Annotated in this window: 24 protein-coding genes; 14 read left to right on the top strand and 10 right to left on the bottom strand. The window is 48.6% G+C overall.

Going from position 1 to position 26565, the window contains the following annotated elements; translation table 11 throughout:
* Nucleotides 1-28: 28 nt before the first annotated feature.
* Together DXN05_RS02530 and DXN05_RS02525 are read right to left on the bottom strand one after the other, a co-directional pair.
* On the bottom strand, nt 29-1012 hold the full coding sequence (locus DXN05_RS02530) for an aldo/keto reductase (RefSeq protein WP_116845626.1): 984 nt from the start codon (nt 1010-1012) through the stop codon (nt 29-31).
* A gap of 79 nt (nt 1013-1091) precedes the next feature.
* The gene (locus DXN05_RS02525) at nt 1092-2009 is read right to left on the bottom strand and encodes a helix-turn-helix domain-containing protein (protein WP_116845625.1); all 918 of its coding nucleotides are present in this window, start codon (nt 2007-2009) and stop codon (nt 1092-1094) included.
* Between the two features lie 118 nt (nt 2010-2127).
* Between DXN05_RS02525 and DXN05_RS02520 the strand changes: the two genes are divergently transcribed.
* From DXN05_RS02520 to DXN05_RS02495, 6 genes are all read left to right on the top strand, one after another.
* Nucleotides 2128-2973, top strand: a complete 846-nt coding sequence (locus DXN05_RS02520) for a penicillin-binding transpeptidase domain-containing protein (RefSeq protein WP_116845624.1) — start codon at nt 2128-2130, stop codon at nt 2971-2973.
* A gap of 106 nt (nt 2974-3079) precedes the next feature.
* Nucleotides 3080-4078: a VWA domain-containing protein gene (locus DXN05_RS02515; RefSeq protein ID WP_116845623.1), complete on the top strand. Its 999-nt coding sequence runs from the start codon at nt 3080-3082 to the stop codon at nt 4076-4078.
* Nucleotides 4075-4746, top strand: a complete 672-nt coding sequence (locus tag DXN05_RS02510; RefSeq protein ID WP_116845622.1) for a tetratricopeptide repeat protein — start codon at nt 4075-4077, stop codon at nt 4744-4746. The genes DXN05_RS02515 and DXN05_RS02510 overlap by 4 nt, the downstream gene beginning before the upstream one ends.
* A 46-nt stretch (nt 4747-4792) precedes the next feature.
* Nucleotides 4793-6817, top strand: coding sequence for a (E)-4-hydroxy-3-methylbut-2-enyl-diphosphate synthase (gene ispG / locus DXN05_RS02505; protein WP_116845621.1), 2025 nt, complete (start codon nt 4793-4795; stop codon nt 6815-6817).
* 12 nt (nt 6818-6829) lie between these two features.
* Nucleotides 6830-8425, top strand: a complete 1596-nt coding sequence (nadB, locus tag DXN05_RS02500; RefSeq protein ID WP_116845620.1) for an L-aspartate oxidase — start codon at nt 6830-6832, stop codon at nt 8423-8425.
* An 11-nt stretch (nt 8426-8436) separates the two neighbouring features.
* Entirely contained in the window at nt 8437-9324 is an 888-nt protein-coding gene (locus DXN05_RS02495; RefSeq protein WP_116845619.1) for a lysophospholipid acyltransferase family protein, read from the top strand.
* A 150-nt stretch (nt 9325-9474) separates the two neighbouring features.
* Here DXN05_RS02495 and DXN05_RS02490 read toward each other — a convergent pair whose 3' ends face one another.
* The 4 genes from DXN05_RS02490 to DXN05_RS02475 all read right to left on the bottom strand — a co-directional run bounded on the left by DXN05_RS02490 (nt 9475) and on the right by DXN05_RS02475 (nt 12766).
* On the bottom strand, nt 9475-10896 hold the full coding sequence (locus DXN05_RS02490; protein ID WP_116846367.1) for an MBL fold metallo-hydrolase: 1422 nt from the start codon (nt 10894-10896) through the stop codon (nt 9475-9477).
* A 94-nt stretch (nt 10897-10990) separates the two neighbouring features.
* Entirely contained in the window at nt 10991-11332 is a 342-nt protein-coding gene (locus DXN05_RS25120; protein ID WP_116845618.1) for an ArsR/SmtB family transcription factor, read from the bottom strand.
* 111 nt (nt 11333-11443) lie between these two features.
* Complete coding sequence (tsaB, locus tag DXN05_RS02480; protein ID WP_116845617.1) at nt 11444-12139, bottom strand: tRNA (adenosine(37)-N6)-threonylcarbamoyltransferase complex dimerization subunit type 1 TsaB; 696 nt, start codon at nt 12137-12139, stop codon at nt 11444-11446.
* Between the two features lie 3 nt (nt 12140-12142).
* On the bottom strand, nt 12143-12766 hold the full coding sequence (locus DXN05_RS02475; RefSeq protein ID WP_116845616.1) for a 3-hydroxyacyl-CoA dehydrogenase family protein: 624 nt from the start codon (nt 12764-12766) through the stop codon (nt 12143-12145).
* A gap of 77 nt (nt 12767-12843) precedes the next feature.
* Here DXN05_RS02475 and DXN05_RS02470 point away from each other — a divergent pair, with 77 nt between their 5' ends.
* On the top strand, nt 12844-13230 hold the full coding sequence (locus DXN05_RS02470; RefSeq protein ID WP_116845615.1) for a RidA family protein: 387 nt from the start codon (nt 12844-12846) through the stop codon (nt 13228-13230).
* 48 nt (nt 13231-13278) lie between these two features.
* On the opposite strand, the gene DXN05_RS02465 is transcribed toward DXN05_RS02470, so the two are convergent.
* Nucleotides 13279-14217, bottom strand: coding sequence for an aldose 1-epimerase (locus DXN05_RS02465; RefSeq protein WP_116845614.1), 939 nt, complete (start codon nt 14215-14217; stop codon nt 13279-13281).
* A gap of 142 nt (nt 14218-14359) precedes the next feature.
* Here DXN05_RS02465 and DXN05_RS02460 point away from each other — a divergent pair, with 142 nt between their 5' ends.
* Nucleotides 14360-17737 carry a methylmalonyl-CoA mutase family protein gene (locus DXN05_RS02460; RefSeq protein ID WP_116845613.1) on the top strand — a complete coding sequence of 1126 codons (3378 nt, stop codon included), beginning with the start codon at nt 14360-14362 and terminating at the stop codon, nt 17735-17737.
* Nucleotides 17738-17763: 26 nt separating this feature from the next.
* Here the strand turns inward: DXN05_RS02460 and DXN05_RS02455 are convergent, their stop codons facing one another.
* Complete coding sequence (locus DXN05_RS02455) at nt 17764-18501, bottom strand: DNA-formamidopyrimidine glycosylase family protein (protein WP_116845612.1); 738 nt, start codon at nt 18499-18501, stop codon at nt 17764-17766.
* A gap of 114 nt (nt 18502-18615) precedes the next feature.
* Here DXN05_RS02455 and DXN05_RS02450 point away from each other — a divergent pair, with 114 nt between their 5' ends.
* On the top strand, nt 18616-19929 hold the full coding sequence (locus DXN05_RS02450; protein ID WP_116845611.1) for a Y-family DNA polymerase: 1314 nt from the start codon (nt 18616-18618) through the stop codon (nt 19927-19929).
* 108 nt (nt 19930-20037) lie between these two features.
* Nucleotides 20038-20739: a hypothetical protein gene (locus DXN05_RS02445; protein ID WP_116845610.1), complete on the top strand. Its 702-nt coding sequence runs from the start codon at nt 20038-20040 to the stop codon at nt 20737-20739.
* Between the two features lie 73 nt (nt 20740-20812).
* Here DXN05_RS02445 and DXN05_RS02440 read toward each other — a convergent pair whose 3' ends face one another.
* Nucleotides 20813-23245: a bifunctional YncE family protein/alkaline phosphatase family protein gene (locus DXN05_RS02440; protein WP_116845609.1), complete on the bottom strand. Its 2433-nt coding sequence runs from the start codon at nt 23243-23245 to the stop codon at nt 20813-20815.
* Nucleotides 23246-23535: 290 nt separating this feature from the next.
* On the opposite strand from DXN05_RS02440, the gene DXN05_RS02430 reads away from it, so the two are divergent.
* Genes DXN05_RS02430 through DXN05_RS02415 form a run of 4 tightly spaced genes read left to right on the top strand, consistent with a single transcriptional unit; the run spans nt 23536 to nt 26009 of the window.
* Nucleotides 23536-24117 (top strand): RNA polymerase sigma factor, encoded by a 582-nt coding sequence (locus DXN05_RS02430; protein ID WP_116845607.1) that lies wholly within the window; start codon nt 23536-23538, stop codon nt 24115-24117.
* A gap of 11 nt (nt 24118-24128) precedes the next feature.
* On the top strand, nt 24129-24437 hold the full coding sequence (locus DXN05_RS02425; RefSeq protein WP_116845606.1) for a hypothetical protein: 309 nt from the start codon (nt 24129-24131) through the stop codon (nt 24435-24437).
* 35 nt (nt 24438-24472) lie between these two features.
* Nucleotides 24473-24688 carry a hypothetical protein gene (locus DXN05_RS02420; protein WP_116845605.1) on the top strand — a complete coding sequence of 72 codons (216 nt, stop codon included), beginning with the start codon at nt 24473-24475 and terminating at the stop codon, nt 24686-24688.
* A 43-nt stretch (nt 24689-24731) separates the two neighbouring features.
* Nucleotides 24732-26009 carry an amidohydrolase family protein gene (locus DXN05_RS02415; protein ID WP_116845604.1) on the top strand — a complete coding sequence of 426 codons (1278 nt, stop codon included), beginning with the start codon at nt 24732-24734 and terminating at the stop codon, nt 26007-26009.
* A 97-nt stretch (nt 26010-26106) separates the two neighbouring features.
* On the opposite strand, the gene DXN05_RS02410 is transcribed toward DXN05_RS02415, so the two are convergent.
* Nucleotides 26107-26490, bottom strand: a complete 384-nt coding sequence (locus DXN05_RS02410) for a hypothetical protein (RefSeq protein ID WP_211329963.1) — start codon at nt 26488-26490, stop codon at nt 26107-26109.
* Between the last annotated feature and the right edge of the window lie 75 nt (nt 26491-26565).

The raw sequence follows: 26565 nt of genomic DNA, 5'->3' as shown, positions 1-26565 counted from the left end.
CTCGCATGGCGGGAGGCCTTTTTTAGTTCTAGTGATTCACCAACGCCATTGCTCCTTCTCCATAACGTTTGCCTGTGTCGGGGTAACGTTCCAGCAATGCGTCAATATTATCAAGATCCTGTTTGGATAACCGGATGTCTACTGCTCCTGCATTTTCCTCCAAATAGTTGCGTTTTTTGGTGCCTGGGATCGGGATAATATCTTCTCCCTGTGCCAGTACCCAGGCCAGTGCGAGCTGTGCGGGTGTGCAGTTTTTACCGGATGCCAGCGCTGCAAAGCCTGCTACCAGCTGCTGGTTGTTGTTCCAGTGCTGATCACTGAGGCGCGGCAATGTGCGGCGGAAATCGTTTGCTGCCAGCGCATCTTTGTCGCTGAGGGTGGCAGTAATGATGCCGCGTGCCAGCGGACTATAAGGCACAAAGGTAATACCCAGTTCGCGGCAGGTGGGGATAATGGCTGCTTCCGGCTCGCGCGACAGCAAAGAGTATTCGGTTTGCAGTGCGGTAATAGGGTGCACGGCAGCGGCTTTGCGCAGGCTTTCGGGCGAGGCTTCGGACAAGCCGAGGTAACGCACCTTGCCTTCTTTTACCAGTTGTGCCATAGCTCCCACCATTTCTTCAACCGGTACTTTGGGGTCTATGCGGTGGGCATAGTACAGGTCAATGGTATCAATTTTCAGGCGTTTTAAACTGCCTTCCACAGCCTGGCGCATGTAGGCGGGCGAGCCGTCGAAATACGTGGTTTTGTCTTCCCGGTAGCGGAAGCCGAATTTGGTAGCCAGGAAAACCTTGTCCCTGTTTTGCACCAGTACTTTTGAAATCAGTTCTTCATTGGTAAAGGGGCCGTACATATCGGCGGTATCCCAGAAATTAATGCCCAGGTCAAGGGCTTTGTGCAGTGTGGCGAGTGATTCTTCGTCATTGGTGGGGCCATAAGCCATGCTCATTCCCATGCAGCCCAAACCTATGGCAGACAGCTGATGCCCGGTGTTTCCCAGTTTTCTGTATTGCATATCGGTGATTTTTCTGCAACAAAACTAGGTTAGCGGCGCCTGATCATCACTGCGCAAATCAAACGGAATATTATAAAAATCAAACAGCTGCCGTTTTATAGGCGAGGGGTGTGGTGTGGGTTTGTTTCTTAAAGAAGTTGTTGAAATAGGCCGGGTACTCAAACCCCAGGCTGTAGGCTACCTGGGCAATGCTCCAGTCTGTATGCCGCAGCAGGGCCTTGGCCTCTTTTACAATTCTTTCGGCAATATGTTCTGTAGTGGTTTTGCCGGTTGTTTCCTTGATAGCACGGTTAAGATGGTTTACATGCACGGATAAACGCGTGGCGTAATCATTGGCCGATTTGAGGGAAAAAATATGTGTAGGCGAATCAATCGGGAACTGGCGTTCGAGCAGTTCAATAAACAGCGAAGCAATGCGCGACGATGCATTCGTGTGCTGCACATAGTTTTCGGCAGGCTGCATTTTCATGGCCTCATGAATAATCAGCTGCACGTAATTGCGTACCAGGTCGTACTTGTGTACATAGTCCGTTTTCATCTCATCCTCCATTTTCCGGAACAGGGAGGCAATAAAGGCCTGTTGTATTTCATCCACGAAAAACACGGGGTTGCCACCAATGGCAAACAAGGGCGAATGCATAATGCTTTCTGCCTTGTTGTACAGGAAATCTTCTGTAAACAGGCAGAAATAACCGCTCTGTTCGCCGGATGTGGCTTCCCATGCATACGGCACGTTGGGATTGGAGAAAATAAGTGCAGGTTTATCGAGCTGTATGCTTTTGCTGGCATAGTGCAGGGCGCCCTGGCCTATAGAAAGTGATATCTTGTAAAAATCGCGCCTGCTGTATACCGCAGTTGCTCCGCAGGCAACGCTGTCGCGGTGATAGACATTAAAATTGCCGGTTGTTTTCTGCGTCTGCATTTCGTGCAGCAGTGTATCTGACAGGTCTTTCGGTAACTGTTCCCTGTAAAACTGCTCCAGTGTAACTGCTTTCATGATATAAAGTTATGAATTTCAAACAATCAATCATATGTAAAATAATTGCATGCGTTTGTGTTGAGACTGATTTTCTTCATATACCCCTTCGGCTTACTTTTGCGCCACAATTCATTGTATGAGAAAGTTTCTTTTAGCGCCGCTGGCTGCTGCAATGTTGTTGCTGCATGCCTGCTCGCCCAATAATGTGACCACGGACGACAGTTTGCAGCAATACTTTGACGAGCAGCACACTACCGGCAGTTTTGGTTTGCTCGATAACGGCCAGGGGCACTTTACGGTATATAACCTGAAACGGTTTAAAGATTCGGTGTTTTTACCGGCCTCAACCTTTAAAATAGTGAACAGCCTGATTGGCCTGGAAACCGGTGTAATTTCCGGCGATAAAATGATCATACCCTGGAATGGCGTGCATCATTTTTATCCCAATGGCGACAGCGCCAAAAACTGGGATAAAGACCTCACGATGGAAGAAGCGTTTAAGGCTTCAGCCATACCTTATTACCAGGAAGTAGCCCGCCGCATTGGAAAAGACACCATGCAGCACTGGCTGGATACGCTGGGTTATGGTTCCCGTTTTACTAAAATGAAGATTACAACCGCGATTGATACTTTCTGGCTCGACAACAGTTTAAAGGTTACCGCCGACGAAGAACTGGGGCTGGTAAAAAAATTGTACTTCGACCAGCTGCCTTTCCGTAAAAAAAGCAACCAGGATATTGTGAAACGCCTGATGCTGCAGGAAAGCAATGCCAACTACAGCATCAGCTACAAAACCGGCTGGGGCTTCAGCGAAAACGGTCATGCCCAGGCATGGGCAGTTGGCTGGATTGAAGAAAACCGCCATCCCTATTTTTTCTCTTTAAACATAGAAGGCGCACACGATCTTGATGTACCCAAAGCCCGCACTGCCATTCTCAACGGGATACTGAAGCAGCTCGGCTTCTTTGAAGGAAAGAAATAAAAAAGCGGCCCCGGGGCCGCTTTTGATGGTTGCAGCAATTCAGCCATCAAACCGTGAAACCAGCTTGTTTATTTGGCTTGATGCTTGTAGATTGCAGCTACTACATATGCTATCATTCGAACATATTGAAATGTTAAGCGGTTTGCTGGTATTACTACCGCTGGCGCTGCTGTTTGTGCTGGTACTGCGCTGGAAAACCCGTGTAAAGAAAGCGCTGGGTGATGAGGCGCTGGTGAATTCGCTTACCAAAACCTATTCTGCACGGCTGTTCCTGCTCAAATTCCTGATTGTGTTGCTGGCCATTGTGCTGGGAGTGGCCGCACTGGCCAACCTGCGCAAACCGGAGCAGGGTGGTTCAGAAAAAAAAGCAGGTATCGATGTAATGATCGCGCTGGATGTAAGTAAAAGCATGCTGAGTGAAGACATCAAACCTTCGCGCCTGGAAAAGGCAAGGCAGTTTGTAAACCTGCTGATTGACCGGCTGGGAGATGACCGTGTAGGTTTCGTGGTTTTTGCCGGCCAGGCTTACCTGCAAATGCCCTTAACCGGCGATGTGGCAGCTGCCAAACTGTTTGTAAGCAATGCAAGTCCGGATGCGGTGCCTGTACAGGGTACGCAGCTGGGTGATGCGCTGCGTTTATGCGATAATTCACTGGATACAAAGCAAAAAAAATACAAAGCCGTAGTGCTTATTTCAGACGGGGAAGATCATGATCCCAAATCGGAAGAAGCCATTAAACTGCTCAATGATCATGGTGTAGTTGTATATACAGTCGGCATCGGCACACCCGAAGGATCGCCGATTATGGAGCCGGGTGCCAATGACTACAAACGCGATGAAAACGGCCAGACCGTGATTTCCAAACTCAACGAAAAAGAACTCACAGATATCGCCACACAAACAAACGGTCAATACTTCCGGCTCGATAATTCAGCCGGTGTGGCCGATGCCGTGTTTGCAGATATGAACAAACTCGATAAAAAACTGGTGAACGCAACAGACAACAGGCGGTACACTTCTTTTTTTCCTTTGTTCCTGGCATTGTGTATTGCTTTGCTGATCACCGAAATGTTTATTCCTGAAGTTAAACCCGGTATCCTATGAGGCAGTTGTTGTATACAGCATTCTTATTACTGGCAGGCAGCCTGGTACAGGCCCAGCAACAACCGCAGCAGCATGCAGTGAGCAATGCATCGAATGCTGCTGTAAAAAAAGGGAACCAGCAATACACCAAAGGCGATTATGCCAAAGCAGAAGAAGATTATAAAAAGGCACTGGAGAAAGACCCGGCCAATACAAAAGCACAATACAACCTGGGCAATGCATTAATGATGCAGAAAAAATTTGCTGATGCTGCCAAAGTATACGATGGTGTGGGCAAAGAAGCAGATTCTTCCCTGCAAACCAACAGCAATTACAACAAAGGACTTGCCCTGGCCAGGGATAAAAAACTGCCGGAGGCCATAGATGCATTTAAGCAGTCGCTGCGTTATGCACCCAACGATGACAATGCAAGGGAAAACCTGCAAAAAGCAATCAACGATCTGAAACAGCAGCAGAACCAGAACCAGAACCCGCAGCAGAACCCCAAACAGCAGCAAAAGCCGCAGAACAACCAGCAAAAACAGCAGCAGCAACCGCAAAGCAATAGCAAGCTAACACCACAACAGGCTGAACAGCTGCTGCGTAACCTCAGCGAGAACGAAAAACAACTGCAGCGCCAGCTGCAAAAGCAGAAAGGAAACCTTACCCAAACCGAAAAAGATTGGTAAAAGCCGGATGCCGGATATACGCTAAATTTGCATCAGATTTATTATTATGCAATTTTATTGTAATTCACTTACGGCCTATAACCGGTTCATTACAAGGGAAGTAAAAATAGGCGATCTGTTACTGGGCAACGGTCATCCTATACGTTTGCAAACCATGACCACCACCGACACCATGGATACCCTTGGTACGGTGGAGCAAACCATCCGTTGTATTGAAGCAGGCGCTGAGCTGGTACGCATTACTGCCCCCAGCAAAAAAGAAGCGGAAAACCTTCAGTTGATAAAACAGGAACTGCACCGCCGCGGTTACCATGTTCCCCTGATAGCCGATATCCATTTTACGCCCAACGCCGCAGAAATTGCCGCACGTATTGTTGAGAAAGTGCGTGTAAACCCAGGCAATTACGTTGACAAAAAGAAATTCGAACTGCTCGAATACACCGATGCAGCATATACCGAAGAAATTGAACGCATCCGCGAGCGCTTTACCCCGCTGGTGAAAATATGCCGCGAGTACGGCACTGCCATGCGCATAGGCACCAACCACGGCAGCCTCAGCGACCGCATTATGAGCCGTTACGGCGATACGCCCATGGGCATGGTAGAAAGTGCAATGGAGTTTTTACGTATAGCACGCAATGAAAGCTACCACAATATTGTGCTGAGCATGAAGGCCAGCAACCCGCAGGTAATGGTGCAGGCGTACCGCCTGCTGATTCAGCAAATGCAGCAGGAGTTCAATGAATGTTATCCGCTGCACCTGGGTGTTACAGAAGCAGGTGATGGTGAAGACGGCCGTATTAAATCAGCCATCGGCATCGGCTCCCTGCTTGAAGATGGTATCGGCGATACCATCCGCGTAAGCTTAACGGAAGATCCGGAGTTTGAAATACCGGTTTGTAAAGACCTGGTGAAGCGTTACGTACACCGCAAAAGCCACGCACCCATTGAACCGCTGCACGAAACAGGCGGTGTTATTAAACTGCCTTACAACCCGTTTGAATACAAACGCCGCAAAACCACGGAAGCCGGTACCATCGGCGCAGGCCATGTGCCTGTGGTAGTGGCGGATTTTATGCAGAAAGAAGCGATTGTACCAGCCGATTTAACTGCTATCGGTTATACCTACAACGAGGTAACCGATAAATGGAATATTGGTGATGGTGCAGCCGATTTTATTTATACAGCCGGCAAGCAGCTTGATTTTGCTTTGCCCGGTACGCTGAAAATTATTACCGACGCTGCCGCCTGGCAGCATGCTGCTGATAAAAGCCAGTGTTTTCCTTTGTTCCAGGGTGTTGAATACCTGGATGCAAAGGAAAAATCAGCAGTGCTGAATTTCATTGGTATAGATGTGCATGCGATAGACAAAGCAGTGGAGCAGAAAATATTTGCCGCTGCTGCGCAGGATGCCACGGCTGTATTTTGTTTCTTCAGCACCAATAAACACAGCATGCCCGATGTACGCCGCACCATTGTGAAGCTGATGGAGCAAGGCATCCACACGCCCGTAATACTGTGCGTGGAAAGTCATTGCACAACGGCCGATGAGCAGCTCATCGAGTTTTCTGCAGAAGCCGGTTCCCTGTTCCTCGATGGTATGGGCGATGGCATCTGGCTGATGAACGATCCCAAAAAACTGAACAATGTGAAAGTGAGCGGCCGCAACTACATCGCCATCCGCAACAATCACCAGTTCCTGAACGCAACAGCCTTCTCCATTTTACAGGCTACAAGAACGCGCATTTCCAAAACAGAATATATTTCCTGTCCTTCCTGCGGCCGTACCTTATTCGACCTGCAGGAAACAACCGCGAAAATACGCGCGGTAACCAATCACCTCAAAGGCGTTAAAATAGCCATTATGGGTTGTATTGTAAATGGTCCGGGTGAAATGGCAGATGCCGATTTTGGTTATGTAGGCAGCGGTGTTGGAAAAATTACTTTGTACAGGGGTAAAGAAGTGGTGAAAAGAAATGTAGAGAGCGATGTGGCGGTAGACGAGCTGATAGACCTGCTGAAAGAAAGCGGCGCCTGGATAGAACCACAGCCGGTAATGAATAACGCTTAGAATAATACAAAGATGCAGACAGATTTTTTGGTTATTGGCTCGGGCATTGCCGGTTTAACCTTTGCATTGAAGATGTCAGAGGCACACCCGGATAAAAAGATCATGGTAATTACCAAGGCAGCGAGTGATGAAACCAATACCAAGTACGCCCAGGGTGGTGTTGCAGGGGTTTGGGACGAAGCAAACGACAGCTTTGAAAAACATATTGAAGACACGCTGATTGCAGGTGACGGACTGTGTAACCGTGAAATCGTTGAAATTGTAGTGAAAGAAGGCCCGGAGCGCATCCGCGAATTGATTGGCTACGGTGCAGAATTTGACAAAACAGAAAACGGCGAATATGCACTGGGCCGTGAAGGCGGGCATAGCGAACACCGCATTCTGCATCATAAAGATGTTACAGGCCGCGAAATGGAGCGGGCCATGCTTGCGAAAGTGCAGGCTGCCGGTAATATTGAAATGGTAAACCATTGTTATGTGGTTGACCTGATTACCCAGCACCATCTTGGTTTCCTGGTAACCAAGGCCACACATGATATTACCTGTTATGGCGTGTATGTATTAAACCTGCGCACCAATAAAATTGACAAGATACTTGCACGCATTACACTGCTTGCTACCGGCGGCTGCGGGCAGGCATACCGTACTACCACCAACCCGCGCATTGCCACAGGCGATGGCGTAGGCATGGTATACCGCGCCAAGGGCAGGATAGAAAACATGGAATTTATCCAGTTTCACCCAACCGCCCTGTACAAACCCGGCGAATCACCTTCCTTCCTGATTACAGAAGCAGTGCGCGGCGACGGCGGCATTCTGCGCAACAAAAAAGGCGAAGCCTTTATGGAACGCTACGATCACCGCAAAGACCTTGCACCGCGCGATATTGTAGCCCGCGCCATCGACAGTGAAATGAAACTGGCGGGTACCGAGCATGTGTACCTGGATTGCCGGCATATGGACAAAGACAAGTTTATTCATCATTTTCCCAATATTTACGAGAAATGCCTCAGCATCGGCATCGACCCGATGGAGCAGATGATACCTGTAGCACCTGCGGCGCACTACAGCTGCGGTGGTATTAAAACCGATGAATGGGGCCGCACCTCCATACAGCACCTGTATGCCTGCGGAGAATGTGCCAGCACCGGCCTGCACGGCGCCAACCGCCTTGCCAGCAACAGCCTGCTCGAAGCCATGGTATTCGGCCACCGCTGTTTTGCAGACAGTGCCGCACGCATAGATGGTATTCCTTTTCAAACAGGCATACCCGACTGGAATGCCAAAGGCACCACCGATCCCAAGGAGATGATCCTTATTACGCAAAGCCTGAAAGAGCTGCAACAGCTGATGAGCGATTATGTAGGTATTGTGCGCAACGATGTTCGTTTGCAGCGCGCCATGAAACGCCTTGACCTGCTGCATACCGAAACAGAAGAACTGTACGAAACCACCAAGGTATCGCCACAGTTGTGCGAACTGCGCAACCTCATTACCATTGGCTACCTTATTGTGAAAGCCGCACAATTCAGGCGCGAAAGCCGCGGGTTGCATTTTAATACAGACCATCCTGCCAAAAGCGATCAGCTGCAGAACATTGTGTTGTAAAAAGACATTGCATGTATTACATTGTTTACGCCTTATTGTATCTCGTTTCCCTGTTGCCTTTCCGGGTATTGCATATCATCAGCGATGGTATTTACCTACTGCTGTATCATGGCTTCAAGTACCGCCGCGACGTAGTGTTGGGCAACCTGCAGATCGCCTTCCCGGAGAAAACAGAAGCAGAGCGCATTAAAATAGCCAAGGAGTTTTACAGCAGTTTTATCGACAATTTTATTGAAACCGTAAAGTTGCTGTCGATGTCGGAACGAACGCTGAACAAGCACTTCAAATGCGAGAACAAACAATTGCTGGATGAGCTGTATTTAACCGGCCAGAGCGTGCAGGTACATCTGGGCCATTTTTTTAACTGGGAGATGGCCAATGCTGCACACAGCGTTAACACCATTTATCCCTTCCTGGTAGTGTATATGCCCATCAAAAACAAAGTGTTTGAGCGCCTGTTTGTGCACCTGCGCAAGCGTTTCGGCACCAAACTCATCAGTGCCAACAGTTTCAGGCGCGATTTCCTGACTTATTCAAAAGAAGAATACTGCCTGGTGCTGGTAGGTGATCAGAATGCCGGCAGCGCCACCAATGCTTACTGGCTGCCGTTTTTTGGCAAGATGGCGCCTTTCGTACGCGGTCCTGAACGCGGCGCACACCTGAACAATACGGCCGTGGTAATGGGCAATATCAGCAAGGTAAAGCGGGGATATTATAAAAGCGAACTGGTGCTGCTCACCACCGATCCCCGTTCACTGCCCGAGGGGGAAATTACCAGGCAAATGATCCGGTTTATTGAAGATTCGATCCGCAAACAACCTTCCAACTACCTCTGGAGCCATCGCCGCTGGAAGGTAGCCTACGATGAAAAGCTGCATGGCCATTTAAAAATTGAATAAGCAACCAGCTACGGGCATCGAGCTTCAGGCTACCTGAACTTGCAATAATATAAAGTAGGGTGAAGTCTGTACACATCATAACAACAATGCACGGCGTAGTTCCGTGCATTGTTGTTTAATTCGCTATAATAAAATGCTCGCAGCTGTTCTCTAGTTCAGCACTGCCGCATTCTTCTCTGTCGGGATCTTTGTTTCTTCTTTTATCTTGCCCCAGCCGCCCGATACGTTGCGCAGGTTATGTATGCCCTGGCGTTTAAACAGGGAGCAGGCAATTACGCTGCGGTAGCCACCGGCGCAATGAATGTACAGGTTGTCTTCATCATTAAAGTTGCCCATGCTGGCAGGGTCTGTCAGCGTGTTGAGCGGGATGTTTACTGCATCTTTTACATGGCCGTCGGCATATTCCACTTCTTTGCGCACATCCACTACTACCAGGTGATCGTCAAAAGGCAGATCCATGGCCAGTTCATCGGCTTCTACATCAATGATCATGTCAATTTCTTCACCGGCTGCCTGCCAGGCTTCAAACCCGCCTTCGAGGTAACCTTCAATATTTTCAAAACCCACCCTTGCCAGGCGGATGATGGTTTCTTTTTCCATGCCTTGCTCAGTTACCAGCAAAATAGGCAGGTTAAAGGGTAACAGGCTGCCTGCCCATTCGGCAAAACGTCCTTCCAGGCCAATGCTTACCGAGCCGGGAACAAACCCGAGGGTAAAAGTGGCGGCATTACGGGTGTCGAGTATTACAAAATCGGCACTGCGCTGGCGCATGCGTGCCTTGAAGGCTGCTACGTCCATAGGGCGCAGGGCTTTTTCCATTATATCAGCGAGGGCTTCATAACCTTCCTTGTTAATCTGCGCGTTAATGGGAAAATATTGCGGCGGTGCGGTAAGGCCATCGGTTACCAGCTGCACAAATTCTTCGGGAGTTTTGGCCTGCAATGCGTAGTTGGATTGTTTTTCCTCGCCCAGTGTGCTGAACGTGTGCGGGCCCAGGTTTTTGCCACAGCTGCTGCCTGGTCCGTGGGCAGGATATATGATTACATGATCAGCCAGCGGCATAATTTTCTGCTGCAGGCTGTTGTATAACATGCCGGCCAGGTCATTGGTAGTAACGTTATTGCTGTCCTGCTGGGCAAGATCAGGGCGCCCTACATCACCTACAAACAGGGTATCTCCTGTAAACAGGGCATAATCGGTCCCTTGCTCATCTTTCAGCAGATAGCAGGTACTTTCCAGCGTGTGACCTGGTGTATGTAAAACTTTCAGGCTTATTTTTCCCAGGGTGAATGTTTCTCCGTCTTTTGCAACGTGTACAGGAAAATTAGCAACTGTTTCGGGGCCATAAATAATAGGGGCACCCGTGGCCTGGGAGAGGTCGAGATGACCGCTTACAAAGTCCGCATGAAAATGGGTTTCAAAGATATATTGGATTGTAGCATTGCGTTGGTGGGCCAGTTGCAGATAGGATTCTATGTCGCGCATTGGATCAATGATTGCCGCCTTTCCTTCACTCTCAATGTAATATGCTGCTTCGCTCAGGCAACCCGTGTATAACTGTTCAACGTACATAAACAAACTTTTGGCAAAGATACGCAATCGGTGCGTGAGGAGCCTTTTCGTTGTTTATTTCAGTGGTTTACAGTTTGTTAAAACCAGAAAGAGCTTAACCTACCAATTGTTCCACAAAATCACTCACTTCCTGCACGCGTTTGTAGTTAACGGCGTAGTAAATGAATTTTCCGTCGCGTGTGGTCATTACAATGCCTGCTCTGCGTAAAATGGCCAGGTGCTGTGATGCCACAGACTGCTCAAGGCGCAGTTTCACGTAGATTTCAGTAACGGTCATTTTTTTGTGCTCATCCAGCAATTTGATCATTTGCTGACGCAGTTTGTGGTTGAGTGCCCGCAAAATGAGAGCGGCCTTCTTCAAATGAATGAAGTCAATTTTCACCCCGCTTTTTGAATTGGGGTCATTGATGGTGACAGTTTGGTGCAGGGTATTCATCGGGTATACAATAGGGATTGTTGAAAAAAAAGTTTTCGCATGTAAAGATATTATAAATTAATTGTTATGATTAGCACCCGTAGGCCTTAACACCTTCATTTTAAATGATATTTAAGGCCGCTGTGTTGTGCTAAAGAATTCTTTAAGGTAGAAAGGTTCGCTGTAGGCCAGATCTGCGTACAATCCTTTAATAACCGCCCTTTCAGAAAGGGTCGCCATATGGCTTGCACTATGTCTAACATCCAGGAAGTCGACTGAATTAGGGTTGGAAACAAGTGTTTTATACTTACTGCTTCCACTGCCTGAAAATACAATAATATGGCTACTGGCAAAATCGTGGAACGAATTTTCGACCAAAATCATTGCCGTTGGGTCCATCAGCGCCTGTAACTCATCATTGTATATAGCAGTGAATACTTCCATGCGGCGTGCATCTATCATCGGGCAAAATATAATATCCCTGTTACTGCGCGGTTTTCCGGCATATGCTTCTATTGCCGCCAATGCCATTACTTCCAGTGTGCCAACCATTACCAAAGGTTTGTTCAGTGCATAGCACAAACCCTTTGCAGTAGAAAGGCCAACCCTTAAACCGGTATAACTTCCCGGTCCTGCCATTACTGCAACAGCGTCGAGCTGCTGCAATGAATAACCTGATTGCTGTAACAATTGTTCAATGGCAGGCTGCACAAACGATGCATGGTTTTTTTGTTCTTCTGTAGCTGCGGTATGCAATACCACTGCATCCTGTGCAATACTGATGGTTGCATACTCCGTAGCTGTATCTATATTTAAAATGAGTGCCATTGTTTATAATTTAACCGCCATAACTGCCTCCTGTAATGCAGGGGCTGGTGTATACAGCGTGTTGGTGATACTTAATTGTTGCAGCAGGCGGTATATTTCGGTAAGGCCAATCATTTGCGCCCATTCAAAAGGGCCATAGGGATAATTGGTTCCCAGTTTCATGGCTATATCTATCCCGGCTTCGGTGCTGATGCCTTCACCCAGCGCAAAATAGGCTTCGTTTACCAGGGCTGCCACAGTACGTGCGGTAATCATTCCCGGTATATCGGCAACCAGCTCGTATTCCCATGATAAGCTTTGCATCAACTGTGCTGCCTGCGCTGCTGAACTATTGCTCTTCACCGCAATCTCTGCAACAGATCTTCCTAAAAAGCCAGGCCATGCATTGATGCGTATGTGCTCAAATGCAAGCCTGTCACAGGTTTCGATAACACTGTTCAATACCACACAGGCATTTTCAGGAAAGGATAAAGGGTGGTTGGGGTTGTGCAGCAGATCAACATAGGCCTGGGCTTCATGTTGTAAAAAGTCTTCGGCCGAATCGGTAAAATATACACCGGGCGTTTGTTTTTCCCGGCCCGGCCACTCCTGTTGCTGGGCGGGACTGGCCCGTACCGCTATTTTCATGCACAAACAGTTTAAGCTGCAAAAATAGGTTGGATGGTTCAAGTAAATAAAGCAACTTGCCAAAGACAATAAAAATTATGGCAAAGCAAATCATTAAAACCGACAAGGCCCCTGCGCCGATAGGTCCGTATAACCAGGCGGTGAAAACCGGTGACCTGCTGTTTGTGAGCGGTCAGGTAGCTATCGATCCCGCTACAAACGACCTCATTGCAGGTTCTATCAAAGACGAAGCCCACCAGGTAATGAAAAACCTGGAAGCTATTTTAACCGAAGCGAAAGTGACCTTTGAGCACGTTGTAAAAACCACCATTTTCCTGAGCGATATGGGGCATTTTGCAACGGTGAATGAAGTGTACGGCTCGTATTTCACGGGCGACTATCCTGCACGTGAAACCGTTGCTGTGCGTACATTGCCAAAGAATGTAAATGTAGAGATCAGTGTAATTGCCACATTAAGCCTGTAAGTGGTTTACCCGGCCGGTCTTCGCCGGCCGGGTTATATAGTCCTTCCTTTATTGAATAGTGTAAGCAGTGCTGAATACGGCCTGTTCTTCCTTTTTTATATGCAGTAAACCCATGCCATTGTTAAAGGCATCGGGCACGCCGCTGAGGTTTTCAATGGCTATGCTGTTGCGGTGCGGCGGTGTGTATATCTGTAAGTACGGATAAGACGCCGAGGGCTGAATACGCAGCTGCAGGGCATCACTGCCAAGCACACAACCTGCGCCGGGTTTGCTGTGGTCCAGTACAAAACAGTTGTCGAGCGATACGCCGTTAAGACTGGTTGTTTGGCTGAAACGCTCATCTGGCAATAGTTTGCCGGTAGGTACCAGTGTATCGTCAAACTCAACCATCGTGTGTGCATCAAACTGCAGCGTGCATTGGTCTACCGGCACATCCAGTTTAAAATACGGGTGCCAGCCATCTGCAAAAGGAATGGCGACTTCATTCTTATGTGTTACGGTTACAGTTACGGTAAGGCGGTTACCGGCTTCCAGTTTCCATTCTACCGTACTGTTGTAAGGGTAGGGGTAGCCTTTGTCAGATCCCGGGTATTCGTACTGCAATAGTACTGCAGCATAGTCATCGCCGGCGTCAGAGCGTACCACATCATACACCGCATCGTAAATAATACCGTGAATGGCATGCGGGCCCATGTAATGCTTTTCTACCTTGTAAGCCTGTCCGTTAAAAGTGTACTCGCCATGTTGCATGCGGCAGGTGAACGGACTTAACCTGGCACTTTTAAAACCACTGGTTATTCCCTGCTGTGCCTGTTGCGGAGAGGTGAAGGCATCAATTACATTGTACCTGTTCCCATTTTTACTGAGCGAAAAAGCATTGAGTAAGGCCCCGAAGCGGTAAATTTCTGCTGTACAGCTGTTATCCGGGTTGCACAATTGGATAACGCCGTCAGCGCCGGTGTTTAAAGTGGTTACTTTAAATGACATATTGCAAGAATTAGGTGCTTAAGGTACTGATTATCTTATTTGTAGCTGTGTACAGGCGCATATTATTCCCAAATATAAAAACTAACGATCGTTAACATCTGCCAGGAATACAGTAAATTAGCCCCGATTGAAATTGCCCCATATGTTACCAGTAAGCCAGTCTACCATAAGAATTGTTACCGCTGCAAGTTTATTTGACGGGCATGATGCTGCCATCAATATCATGCGCCGCATTATGCAGGCAGGTGGTGCCGAGATCATTCACCTGGGGCATAACCGCAGTGTACACGAGATAGTGGAAGCAGCCATTGAAGAAGATGCGCACGGCATTGCCATTACCAGCTACCAGGGCGGGCACATGGAGTTTTTCAAATACATGCACGATCTGCTGCAACAGAATGGCAGCGGGCATATCAAAATATTCGGTGGCGGCGGCGGCACCATTTTACCGGCAGAAATACAGGAACTGCAGCAATACGGCATTACCCGTATTTATTCACCTGACGATGGCCGCCATATGGGATTGGAAGGCATGATCGCGGATGTGATTCAGCAATGCAGTACCGTAGTGCTGGCCAATGAGCACGATTTTAAAAATATTCCCGCCCCGCCGCTGGGCGAATGGAAAGATATCCGCCGCATTGCACGCGCCATTACATTGGCCGAAAACGGGCTGAATGGCGCAGCCTTATCCTTTATACGCAGTGCAACAACGGTTGCTGCAGATAATATACCTGTGCTGGGCATCACCGGTACCGGCGGAGCCGGTAAATCATCTGTCACCGATGAAATTGTACGGCGTTACCTGCAAGCCTGTCCGGATAAAACTGTAGCCGTTATCTCGGTTGATCCCTCCCGTAAAAAAACAGGCGGTGCATTGCTGGGCGATCGTATCCGCATGAACAGCATCAGCTCGCCGCGTGTGTACATGCGTTCCCTGGCCACGCGCGATAGCGATGCTGCACTAAGTGCCTATGTGGGCGATGCCATCAATATTTGCAAGGCTGCGGGCTACCACTGGATTATACTCGAAAGCGCAGGTGTTGGGCAGAACGATGCATCCATACTGCAGTTTTGTGATGTAAGCTTATATGTAATGACGCCCGAATATGGCGCAGCCTCGCAGCTGGAAAAAATCAACATGCTGGATTATGCCGATATCATCGCCATCAACAAATTCGACAAGGCCGGCGCCCTCGATGCACTGCACGATGTAAGAAAACAATACAAACGCAACCACACGCTTTTTACTGCGAAAGATGAATCGCTGCCCATTACAGGCACCATTGCCTCGCAGTTTAACGATGCCGGCGTGAACCACCTGTTTAGCCTGGTGCTGCAGAAAACACAGGAGAAGACAGGTGTAATACTCAATGCAACAGCAGGGCAATACATACCCGGTACGGCACACGCCGAAACCATGATTATCCCGCCGAGGCGTGTGCGTTACCTCAGCGAAATTGCTGATGCCTGCCGCGCTCATGATGCATGGGTTACAGCACAAAGCAGCATTGCATCAAAACTATACCAGCTAAATGGCGTACTGGCCGAACCGGCTGCTGCTGCTATTCCGCAGCTGTTGCAACTGCAACAGGAATATCAGCAAGCGCTCCACGCATCTTGTAAGGATTTACTACAGCAATGGCCGCAGTTACAACAACGCTACCAGGCAGATTTTTTTACCTACGAGGTGCGCGGCAAACAAATAAAACAGGCGGTTACCACCACTTCACTCAGCGGCACCCGCATACCCAAACTGGTATTGCCTGCTTATAAAGACTGGGGGGATATACTGCGCTGGCAATTGCAGGAAAATGTGCCGGGTGCATTTCCATTCACTGCCGGCGTGTTTGAACTAAAGCGCACTGAAGAAGATCCCACGCGCATGTTTGCCGGTGAAGGTGGCCCGGAACGCACCAACAAACGTTTTCATTATGTATCACTCGGTCAGCCTGCCAAGCGGTTGAGCACTGCATTTGATAGTGTAACGCTTTACGGGGAAGACCCTGCTGTGCGGCCGGATATTTATGGTAAAATAGGCAACGCCGGTGTCAGCATTGCTACAGTGGATGATGCCAAAAAGCTGTACAGCGGCTTCGATCTCTGCGATCCTAAAACCTCGGTAAGCATGACCATTAACGGTCCGGCTCCCGTGGTGCTCGCATTTTTTATGAACGCTGCCATAGACCAGCAATGCGAAAAATGGATTACGGAAAACAACCACTGGGATACAGTAAACGCAACCATTGCAGATTTATACACGCATGCACCCGCACCGGTTTATTACAACCCTTCTTTCCCCGAACGCCTGCCCGAAGGCAATGACGGACTGGGTTTGCAGCTGCTCGGCGTAAGCGGTGATGCAGTGCTGCCTGCAGCTGTATACGAACAGCTGAAAGCAATAACCCTGCAGTCGGTTCGCGGCACGGTACAGGCCGATATCCTGAAAGAAGACCAGGCGCAGAACACCTGTATTTTCAGCACCGAATTTGCGCTGAAACTGATGGGGGATGTACAGGCTTATTTTATTGATAACAACGTACGCAACTTCTACAGCGTATCAGTAAGCGGCTATCACATTGCAGAAGCCGGCGCCAACCCCATTACCCAGCTTGCATTTACGCTGGCCAATGGTTTTACCTATGCAGAATATTACCTGAGCCGCGGCATGCGCATTGATGATTTTGCACCCAATCTCAGTTTCTTTTTCAGCAATGGCATGGATCCCGAATACAGCGTCATTGGCCGTGTGGCGCGCAGAATATGGGCCAAGGCCATCCACGGGTTGTACAAAGGCAACAGCCGCAGCCAGAAACTGAAATACCATATTCAAACCAGCGGCCGCAGCCTGCACGCACAGGAAATTGATTTCAACGATATACGCACCACGCTGCAGGCTTTGTATGCGATATACGACAATTGCAATTCGCTTCATACCAATGCCTATGATGAGGCAATAACTACACCTACAGAAGACAGTGTGCGCCGGGCCATGGCCATACAGCTTATCATTAACCGCGAGCTGGGCAGCACACGCACCGAAAATTTTATACAGGGTAGTTTTGTAATAGAAGAACTCACCAACCTTGTAGAAGCAGCTGTACTGCAGGAGTTTGACCGCCTTACCGAACGTGGCGGCGTATTGGGCGCTATGGAGCGCATGTACCAGCGCAATAAAATACAGGAAGAAAGCATGCAGTACGAAATGCTGAAACATACCGGTGAACTGCCGGTTGTTGGTGTAAACACATTTCTCAATAAAAAAGGCTCACCTACAGTAATCCCGCGCGAGGTAATACGCAGCACCACGGAGGAAAAAGAACAACAGATACAAAACCTGCATGCATTTCAGCAACGCAATAACCATAAAGCCGAAACTGCATTGCTGAAGCTGAAAGAAACAGCAGTGAACAATGGCAACCTGTTTGCCGAACTGATGGAGACAGTGAAGTATTGTTCATTAGGCCAGGTTACCCATGCCCTTTACGAAGTAGGCGGCCAGTACCGCAGAAATATGTAATCTTAGTTAAAATGCCTGTGCCCACGTTATTCCCCATACAACACCTGGCACACGGTGCAAAAAAACGTACGCCTGTGTGTCTTCCCCAGGTATTCCTTATGAAAGGGCACTTCATCGCGCGGACATATTTTCCTGGTATGCGCCAGCCAGTGTTTCTTCAGCACATACGCCTTCTTCCACTCCAGGAATTCAAAACTGTATTGCCTTGCCTGCTTTACCAACGCAGCCAATTTAGCAGCTGGCAGTTTGCCCACCACACTCAACGGGTGAACACGTATACGGAACAATACTTCGTTTTTAATGATGTTACCCACACCCGCGAAAATATGCTGATCAAGTAAGGCATCGCAAACCAGCATATCGGGCTTGTCGCGCAGTTTCCTGGTGGCCTTGCGCGGGCTCCAGGTTTCGTTCATTACATCGGCAGTCCAGTCATACACTTCATCAAGCGGGGTTTCAATAAACTGTATGGAACAGGTATAGAAATTCAGTTCCATTCCTTTGGCAAACTGCAATTGCAGTCTTGGCACAGCTGCTTTGCGTTCATTGATACGGTAGCTGCCAAACAGCATAAAATGGATGCGTACGGTAAATGTATGGAAGCAGATCAGGAAATGTTTGCCCCAGCTTTTAAAACCAGTAACGGTTTGGTTCAGCAGCCGCTCTTTGTCCATTTTAGTGTTGCCGGCCACGCCAATAATCTTTTTACCGGCAAATGCCTGCACTTCTTCTTTCAATATCACAATGGTTGGTCCTTCCGGCATAACGTTTTATGAATCAGGAAACAAACTCCGGGCCACGGAATGTGGGAAATTTTAATGCTAATAATATTAGTATTTTATGGCGGAATTATTTAGCTTGCAATAAAATGGTAGCAGATGAAGGCCATTGTGGATTGTAATAGTTTTTACTGTTCGTGTGAGCGGGTATTCCGGCCTGATCTGTGGCACAGTCCGGTAGTAGTGCTGAGTAACAATGATGGCTGTATTGTATCGCGCAGTGATGAAGCCAAAAAGATAGGGGTGGGTATGGCTGTTCCGTTTTTCCAGCAGAAAGAGCTGTTTGCCCAACACCAGGTAAGCACTTTCTCATCCAATTACAACCTGTATGGCGATATGAGCTGGCGTGTAATGGAAACCCTGCGCTCCCTGTTGCCGGAGGGTTACGTGGAAGTGTATTCGGTAGATGAAGCTTTCCTGGACTTATCGCATATAGAGCCCGGGCAGCTGCAAAATTTTGCAGCAGCAGTGCGGCGCACGGTAGAGCAGTGGACAGGCATCGCGGTGTCCATTGGCGTAGCACCTACCAAGGTGCTGGCCAAACTGGCCAATAAAATAGCCAAACAACATAAAAAAGAAACTGCCTGTATAATGGTACTCGATTCACCTGAAGCCATTGAGCAGGCATTGATTGCCACACGCGTGGGAGATATATGGGGCGTGGGTTACAGGCATGCGGAAAAACTGCGTACACTGGGCATTGAAGATGCCTGGCAGCTCAGCCGCATGAATGAAGAATGGGTACGTAAAAACCTGGGTGGTGTGATAGGGCAGCGTTTGCTGCGTGAATTAAATGGCATTCCCTCCCTTGAAATGGACGATGAACTGGTAGAGAAAAAGATGATCGCTACTACCAGGATGTTTGGAAGCGCTGTGACCAATTTATTAGACATCAAAGAAGCCGTTGCAACCTATGTATCAAGGGCGGCGGAGAAATTACGCCGCCAGCACAGCGCTGCCAGCATCATCAGTGTTTTTGTGGTAAGCAAGGAAAAATCAGCAGAAGCGCTGCAAAAAGAACAGGAACGGAAAAACAGCTGGCATTACAGTCATGGCGCAAGTCATAGCCTGTACGAAATATTGCCGCATGCCACTGCTGCCACGCATGAATTAATCAAACCGGCTATCCGCATTACGGAGAAATTGTACAAAACCGGTTACCGGTACAAAAAAGCAGGTATTATCTTAAGCGGACTGGTGCCTGATGACACCATACAAGGCAACCTGTTTGTAGAGAAACGCGAAAACAAAAACCAGGTACTGATGAATATGATGGATAATATCAATTTCAGTATGCGCGATGATGCACTGAAATTCGCCTCATCAGGTACCAGCCGTGACTGGAAAATGCGGCAGGAGCATCGAAGCGATCGCTTTACTACGCGTTGGGATGAATTGCGCCTGATATCCTGAAAACGCCGTATCCGGGTTCGCGGTTTTTAAGTTGGCGTTAACATGGAAAACTATGGCACATGCCAAGTTTCGATGATGCAGCACCACAATTTCCCTTACTTTTAAGCCATGAGAAACTTTGCAATCATCAGCAGTCTGCTGCTTGGTATTACTGCCTGTTCGGTAAAGGAACGGGTACAGCTGAATGCCAATAATAGCGTGAACAGAACAATGGAATTTAACCTGGATAGTGGGGCTGCCGCTAAATTTATAGCCATCGCACAACAACAGGGACAGCCCGCAGGTGGCATGGATTCCATTTCTTACGCATGGGACAGTCTCGCAGCCAATATCAAAAAAACAGCTTTGCAGATACCCGGCGCTACAGCCGAATCTACCCCCTGGAACAAAGCAACACGCACCGGCACCCTGAACTTTAAAATGCCTACGCTGGAAGGATACAACGACTTTGCTGCCAACACACTGAACCTGCCCAACGATATGGATGAGAAAGTACCGGTGGGCGGCTTGAAAAGACAAAACCTTACCTGGCATGGGAAAGATACACTGGTGATTACCCTCGACAACAGTCATCCCGGTGCTGCAGAACACGCTGCCGAAACACAGCAGGCCATGGGACTGGTAAAAGTAATGATCGGCCTCGAAGCCCTGTTGCAGTATAAATCAGAGTTTATATTGCCAAGAGCTGCCAAGTCTGTAGTCGGCGAAAATGCCCAGCTTTCGCAGGATAAGAAAAAGGTGTTGTTCAGCAAATCGCTCGATGAGCCGAATGCCGAAGAAACCCCCGATGTTATTAAAGTGATCTTTTAAATACTGAAAAAGCCACCCATCAGGTGGCTTTTTCTTTTATAGCAAGTTGTTTTCAATAAGCTTTACCAGGCAACTAATCGTCATCATCTTTCTGTTTGGTTACCTTCACAAATGCGGCTCTCTTCGGCGCAGGTACTATGGCATTGGCGCCTTTCACGGCTTTCCATATTACTTCTGTAAATGCTTCATCAGGTATCTTGTCTTCCTGCGAAAAATCGAATGTTTCACTCTTCCGCTGCCAGGCATTTACTACCTCATTGCGTTCGGTAATATCTACTTCCAGCGGGCGCGCTACAAACGGACTAAGATCTGGCGTAGCCGAAAAGCTGCGCCACATGGGTGTTGCAGCTGCATCGTACTGGCTCATGGGCGGAATGCCGAGTATCAGTTCCATGGTGCGCAGCATAGACGAAGTAGAGTACATGGTATGATCAACATACCCACGCTTCACAAACCCGCCGGCTACATAAGCCGTAGTGCGGTGCGCGTCTACATGGTCGGGCCCGTTCTGCGCATCGTCTTCAATAATAAACACAGCGCTTTCTTTCCACAAGGGGCTTTTGCTCAGGTATTCAATAAACATCCCTACCGCCAGGTCGTTATCTGCCACGTGCGCGTAAGGTGTATGCTTGCCTTTTTTCAATCCCTCCGTATGGTCGTTGCCAAATCGAACTGTATTAAACTGCGGTACAGCACCTGCAGCAAGTAATGAATCAAAATCTCTTCTCCATTGCCCGAAACGAACGGTATCCTGTACACCTAAATCCCAGCCGGTATAAAACGGGCAGATATGATTTTTCAACACCGGGATGTTCGGTTTGTAATTGTCTGCAAACTCGCCATACGAACGGTAGCTGATACCTGCACGCTGGCAATGATCCCATATAAAACCGCCTTTGTTATTCGCTACAGTCATATTGCCCTCTGCTGGATAAGTACCGCCGCGGCCTCCATAACTGGTGGGCCAGTTCTTTTCCAGGTAATCTGTTGCATAGGCGCCCATGCTCCAGTTATGCCCGTCTGCGCTTACCTCGCCATCGCAGTAAAAATTATCCAGCAGCACAAACTCGCCGGCAATGGCATGCAGGTTAGGTGTTACATGCCTGCCAAACAATACAAGGCTCGTATCGCCATTGCCCTGCGGCATATCGCCCAGCACCTGGTCGTACGTCCTGTTTTCCTTGATAATGTAAAACACGTGTTTAATGGGCGATGCCTGTCCTATCTTATGCGGAATCGGGTTGCCTTCTTCAATGCCCGTTACTGCCAGTTCGCCTTCTTTGTGATAAGGTGTGTTGTGGTACACAGCCTGGGAAAAAATAGCCAGCTGCTTCTCATCCGGCTCCGGCAAAATGCTCAGCGTGCCTTTAAATAAGCCACCTATATATTGTACTTCTTTTGGCCGCGCCGCATCGCCACCCTGGTAGTTCACCTGCTGTTTTTTGCCCACCGGGTTGGGGCCGTATGGGTTGGCCATCGAAGAAAATCCTTTACCATTGGCCACAAACAGCTTTTTATCTACCACTTTAATGGCAGTAGGGTACCAGCCGGTAGGTATAAAACCTTTGGACTGGCTGTGCCCGTGGTCGCTTACATTAAACACGGCCAGGCAATTGTTATCTGCATTCGCGATGTACAGCGTTTTTTCATCCGCACTTAAAGCCAGGGCGTTGGAGGTTGAGCCATTCGGCGCCGCAGGATACAATGCCGCATTCAGCGTTTCTATCACCTTCCTGTCCCGTACAGTAATCACCGATACGGAATTGTCGTTGGCATTGGCCACATACAGGTACTGGCCTTTACGCGTCAGGCACAAATCGTTGGGGTTATCACCCACTGCAATCTCCGCAGTCAGCTGGCGTTTGTCAGTATCAAATACCAGCACCTTGTCGCAGCCCCAGCAGCTGATATACAGTTCTTTTTTATCGGGCGAAAGCAAACAGGTATACGCCTCAGCTTCCAGCTGTACCTGCTGTACTTTCTTGGTAGCCAGCTCAACAATGTACAGGGAGTGGTTTTCCTTGGTAGTGATATACAACAGCTCACGTTTATCGTCAATATCCAGCCCTGAAGGCGAAATCTTCACCGGCCATTTGGGGCCAAGTGCAAAGCTGTCAACCAGTTGCAGCTTCTTGTTGTTCAGTGCGTATTTCAGCACCCGGTTGTCGTTCCCGCCGGATGCGTACAGGAATTTTTCATCACTGCTGAACTTTAGTCCAAGCCACGATTTGGGGATCACCACATTATCCAGTATGCTTTCGTTTTTAACGTCAATCAACTGCAACGACTGCACACTTTGCCCGTTATTGGTAACCGCCATATACTTTTTAGACGGGGAGAGGGCCAGGTTCAGGGGCAAATCGCCCAACGGTAAACTGGTGCCTGCCGGCGTAAGGTTCCAGCCATTGGGTAAATGAACACGCCCGCTTTCCAGTTGCTCCAGCGTTTGCGAGAAACCGCCATAGCAACTCAGGCCAAGGGCCAGCAACAGAACTGATTTTTTCATGCGAATACTTTGGTACTGCTAAGATAACAGAAGCTACACTTGCAGGTATTGAGTAACAATGAAATAATATCAGGTGCCACCGTCAAGGTCGTTTAACCGGGTGTTCTTATGCGCCTTTGCGGCCTTGCACCTTTGCGAGCCTTGCGTGAAAAAGCTGCTCCGATCTCTGCTCCCGCCCAGCTGCCCGGGTCTCCCTGCCGCCAGGAAAATGCCCCTGGCCGGGGTTTCTCAAAAAAATCTTCGCATCTTTAAAATATCCTTGCCCGTTATTCGTCTGCTCTAGTAACAAAATGCATAACGCTATTTCCATATCTGACCAGGTGGCTGAACAATCCAAGCGAAATATAACCCAGGTGATCGAGGCCTACAGCAAACGGCTGTTCGGCTTTATCCGTCGCAGGGTAGCCACGCAGGCCGATGCGGAAGATATTTTGCAGGATGTGTTTTACCAGTTTGCCGACCGGGTAGACGATGTTGACCAGGTGGCCAACTGGTTGTTTACCGTGGCCCGCAATAAAATAACCGACGGCAAACGCAAGCACAAACCCAGCCTTCTCGACGATGTATTTGGAACAGAAGGAGCCGAAAACGATCAGCTGGACTGGACGGAATTGCTTTTCGACGAAGCCGATAACCCCGAAACTTCCTATCTCCGCGGCGTGTTCTGGGATATTCTTTACCAAAGCCTCGACGAACTGCCCGAAGAGCAGAAACAGGTGTTCGTGCTGCACGAAATGGAAGGACTGTCGTTTAAGGAAATCGCGGCACAAACAGGAGAACTGGTCAATACGCTCATATCCCGCAAGCGCTATGCAGTACTGTACCTCCGCCAAAAGCTGGAGGTGGTTCGAAACGAATTATTAAACTATTAATACCCATAACTATGAGAGGGCGTTTTAACGAGATAAAGTTCGCCAAAATATTGCTGATGGTAGTCGTTGCCGTGTTTGTATTGGGCGAAGTGGTAATGCAGTTGTGGAACAACATTCTTACCCCCGTACTGCATGTGCAAACCATGAATTTCTGGCAGGCGCTTGGGCTGCTGGTGCTATGCCGTATACTGTTCGGCGGTTTCAAAGGCTGGGGCGGCGGCAATGCAAGATGGCGTTACCGCATGTTTGAAAAATGGCAGGAGATGACACCCGAAGATCGGGAGAAATTCCAGGCACGTTTTCGCAACAAGTGCCGCTAACCAACAGCGTTTTTCTACTCAGTAAAACCTAATGTATGAATATCCTGGTATTTAAAACCAGCCTTGAAAACAGGCAACAGGTTAAACAAGCGGGATCTTTTCTAAAACAGCTCGCAGGCATCGTGCGCTGGAATGTTGACCTGCACGATGAAGATTATATCCTGCGCATTGTAACACCCAGCCTTTCACCCCGTTTGGTTGAGCAGCACCTGCAGCAGGCAGGTTACTATTGCCGCGAATTGGAAGATTAGCACGAACAGTTGTAAATTAACTGCGCTAATAAACCAACCAACTATGCGCATGTTATGCTTCGCTGTACTGGCCTCCCTCTTTTCGCCGGTAACCAGCTTCGCCCAAAAAACAACTGCTCTTAAATGCGGCAGCCTGCTCGATACCAGAACAGGGCAGGTGCTTACCCAACAAACCATACTCATAAAAAACGGCAGAATTGAACAGGTGACTGATAAGCCTGTGCAGGCCGATACGCTGATTGATTTATCCGGTTACTTTGTATTGCCCGGTTTAATTGACTGCCATACGCATGTGCTGCTGCAGGGCGATGTTACCAGTGATGATTATGCCGTACAGCTGCTCAAAGAATCCATTCCCTACCGCACGCTGCGCGCCAGTCGCAGCGCTGCCATCGCGCTCGGCAATGGTTTTACCACCATACGCGACCTTGAAACAGAAGGCGCCATGTATGCAGATGTCGACATCAAAAAGGCAATCAACAACCATGTCATTGCAGGCCCGCGTATGCAGGTGGCCACCCGCGCCATCAATACGGTGGGGCATTATGCATTAAGTCCGAAGGAATATAACTGGGAGCTTGATTTACCCAAAGGCATCCAGGAAATAAACGGTGCCGATGAAGCCAGGCGTGCCGTGCGTGAGCAGGTAGCACATGGGGCAGACTGGATTAAGATTTATGCAGATCGCGGTTATTACCGCCAGCCCGACGGCGTGTACCATAGCCTGCCTAATTTCACCAAAGAAGAAATCACTGCCGTGGGAGATGAAACCGCCCGCTCACACAAAAAGCTCGCAGCCCACGCCGTAACCCGCGATGGCGTACTCGATGCCATTCGTGCAGGTGCCGTTAGCATTGAACATGGCTTCGGTATGGACGATGAGTGTTTGCAGCTCATGGCCAAACAACACGTGTATTGGTGCCCCACCATTTATATCTGCGATTATGTGGCAGATGGCCGCGCAAAAGAAGGCCAGCCCATCAATAAATATTTTATGGAAACCTTTCCTGCCCTGTTTAAAAAAGCAATGGCAGCAGGTGTTACCATTGCATATGGTACCGATATCGGCGGCTACAGCTGGGATGCACCGCAGGCCAAAGATTTTGAATACATGGTGCAATGGGGTATGAGCCCGGTAAAGGCTATTCAAACAGCTACCATCACTGCCGCGCAATTGCTCGATATGCCCGGACAAATAGGCGAAATAAAAGCCGGTGCCTGGGCAGATATTATTGCAGTGAAGGGTAACCCGCTGCAAAACATCAGCCTCTTGCAACAGGTAAGCTGGGTAATGAAAGAAGGAGAGGTCTATAAAAAATAAATAAGTTAGTATAGCAACAGGAGCAGGTGCATAAAAAAAGCCCACTGTTCAGGTGAGCTTTTTTGTGACGCTGTATGGTTGTTTTATAATATCCTGCTTAGTTATGGTAAATATCACGGCTGTAACCACCGCCATAGCCACCACGACCATGATCGCGATCGTGTTTGTACCATCCTTCATGACGGCCATTGTCCCTGTAGCCTCCACGGTACCTGTCTTCACGAACCACTACAACCCTTCTGGGGTAAGGTTCGCGGTATACGACTACCGGCCTTGGGCAAGGGCGTTCGTATACCACTGCAGGTCTCGGGCAAACCGGCTGTTCGTATACAACCACTCTTGGAGGTGGTGGCGGAGGTGCATAATAAGCGGGTGAACCAATGCCTACATGTATGCCTACTCCAACGCTAACCTGTGCATCTGCTTTTGATACAAGTCCGGCTGCGGCGAACAATACTGCAGCGATTAATATTTTTTTCATGTGGAAACTGTTTTGCCTCATATAGTTCCAAACTTGTGCCATTTCTTCCACACTTCTGTTAAAGAATATCAAATT

The organism is Deminuibacter soli, assembly GCF_003412455.1.
Classification (GTDB): domain Bacteria; phylum Bacteroidota; class Bacteroidia; order Chitinophagales; family Chitinophagaceae; genus Deminuibacter; species Deminuibacter soli.
This window is presented reverse-complemented; position numbering and strand designations above follow the sequence as displayed.

What these genes read in the sequence shown, in the direction of transcription:
- DXN05_RS25120 (WP_116845618.1), bottom strand. Translation starts at nt 11,332, where the DNA reads ATGAATACCCTGCACCAAACTGTCACCATCAATGACCCCAATTCAAAA.
- DXN05_RS02430 (WP_116845607.1), top strand. Translation starts at nt 23,536, where the DNA reads ATGCATAACGCTATTTCCATATCTGACCAGGTGGCTGAACAATCCAAG.
- nadB (WP_116845620.1), top strand. Translation starts at nt 6,830, where the DNA reads ATGCAGACAGATTTTTTGGTTATTGGCTCGGGCATTGCCGGTTTAACC.
- ispG (WP_116845621.1), top strand. Translation starts at nt 4,793, where the DNA reads ATGCAATTTTATTGTAATTCACTTACGGCCTATAACCGGTTCATTACA.
- DXN05_RS02470 (WP_116845615.1), top strand. Translation starts at nt 12,844, where the DNA reads ATGGCAAAGCAAATCATTAAAACCGACAAGGCCCCTGCGCCGATAGGT.
- DXN05_RS02490 (WP_116846367.1), bottom strand. Translation starts at nt 10,896, where the DNA reads ATGTACGTTGAACAGTTATACACGGGTTGCCTGAGCGAAGCAGCATAT.
- DXN05_RS02445 (WP_116845610.1), top strand. Translation starts at nt 20,038, where the DNA reads ATGAGAAACTTTGCAATCATCAGCAGTCTGCTGCTTGGTATTACTGCC.
- DXN05_RS02520 (WP_116845624.1), top strand. Translation starts at nt 2,128, where the DNA reads ATGAGAAAGTTTCTTTTAGCGCCGCTGGCTGCTGCAATGTTGTTGCTG.
- DXN05_RS02420 (WP_116845605.1), top strand. Translation starts at nt 24,473, where the DNA reads ATGAATATCCTGGTATTTAAAACCAGCCTTGAAAACAGGCAACAGGTT.
- DXN05_RS02475 (WP_116845616.1), bottom strand. Translation starts at nt 12,766, where the DNA reads ATGAAAATAGCGGTACGGGCCAGTCCCGCCCAGCAACAGGAGTGGCCG.
- DXN05_RS02530 (WP_116845626.1), bottom strand. Translation starts at nt 1,012, where the DNA reads ATGCAATACAGAAAACTGGGAAACACCGGGCATCAGCTGTCTGCCATA.
- DXN05_RS02440 (WP_116845609.1), bottom strand. Translation starts at nt 23,245, where the DNA reads ATGAAAAAATCAGTTCTGTTGCTGGCCCTTGGCCTGAGTTGCTATGGC.
- DXN05_RS02460 (WP_116845613.1), top strand. Translation starts at nt 14,360, where the DNA reads ATGTTACCAGTAAGCCAGTCTACCATAAGAATTGTTACCGCTGCAAGT.
- tsaB (WP_116845617.1), bottom strand. Translation starts at nt 12,139, where the DNA reads ATGGCACTCATTTTAAATATAGATACAGCTACGGAGTATGCAACCATC.
- DXN05_RS02415 (WP_116845604.1), top strand. Translation starts at nt 24,732, where the DNA reads ATGCGCATGTTATGCTTCGCTGTACTGGCCTCCCTCTTTTCGCCGGTA.
- DXN05_RS02515 (WP_116845623.1), top strand. Translation starts at nt 3,080, where the DNA reads ATGCTATCATTCGAACATATTGAAATGTTAAGCGGTTTGCTGGTATTA.
- DXN05_RS02510 (WP_116845622.1), top strand. Translation starts at nt 4,075, where the DNA reads ATGAGGCAGTTGTTGTATACAGCATTCTTATTACTGGCAGGCAGCCTG.
- DXN05_RS02465 (WP_116845614.1), bottom strand. Translation starts at nt 14,217, where the DNA reads ATGTCATTTAAAGTAACCACTTTAAACACCGGCGCTGACGGCGTTATC.
- DXN05_RS02425 (WP_116845606.1), top strand. Translation starts at nt 24,129, where the DNA reads ATGAGAGGGCGTTTTAACGAGATAAAGTTCGCCAAAATATTGCTGATG.
- DXN05_RS02525 (WP_116845625.1), bottom strand. Translation starts at nt 2,009, where the DNA reads ATGAAAGCAGTTACACTGGAGCAGTTTTACAGGGAACAGTTACCGAAA.
- DXN05_RS02450 (WP_116845611.1), top strand. Translation starts at nt 18,616, where the DNA reads ATGAAGGCCATTGTGGATTGTAATAGTTTTTACTGTTCGTGTGAGCGG.
- DXN05_RS02455 (WP_116845612.1), bottom strand. Translation starts at nt 18,501, where the DNA reads ATGCCGGAAGGACCAACCATTGTGATATTGAAAGAAGAAGTGCAGGCA.
- DXN05_RS02410 (WP_211329963.1), bottom strand. Translation starts at nt 26,490, where the DNA reads ATGAAAAAAATATTAATCGCTGCAGTATTGTTCGCCGCAGCCGGACTT.
- DXN05_RS02495 (WP_116845619.1), top strand. Translation starts at nt 8,437, where the DNA reads ATGTATTACATTGTTTACGCCTTATTGTATCTCGTTTCCCTGTTGCCT.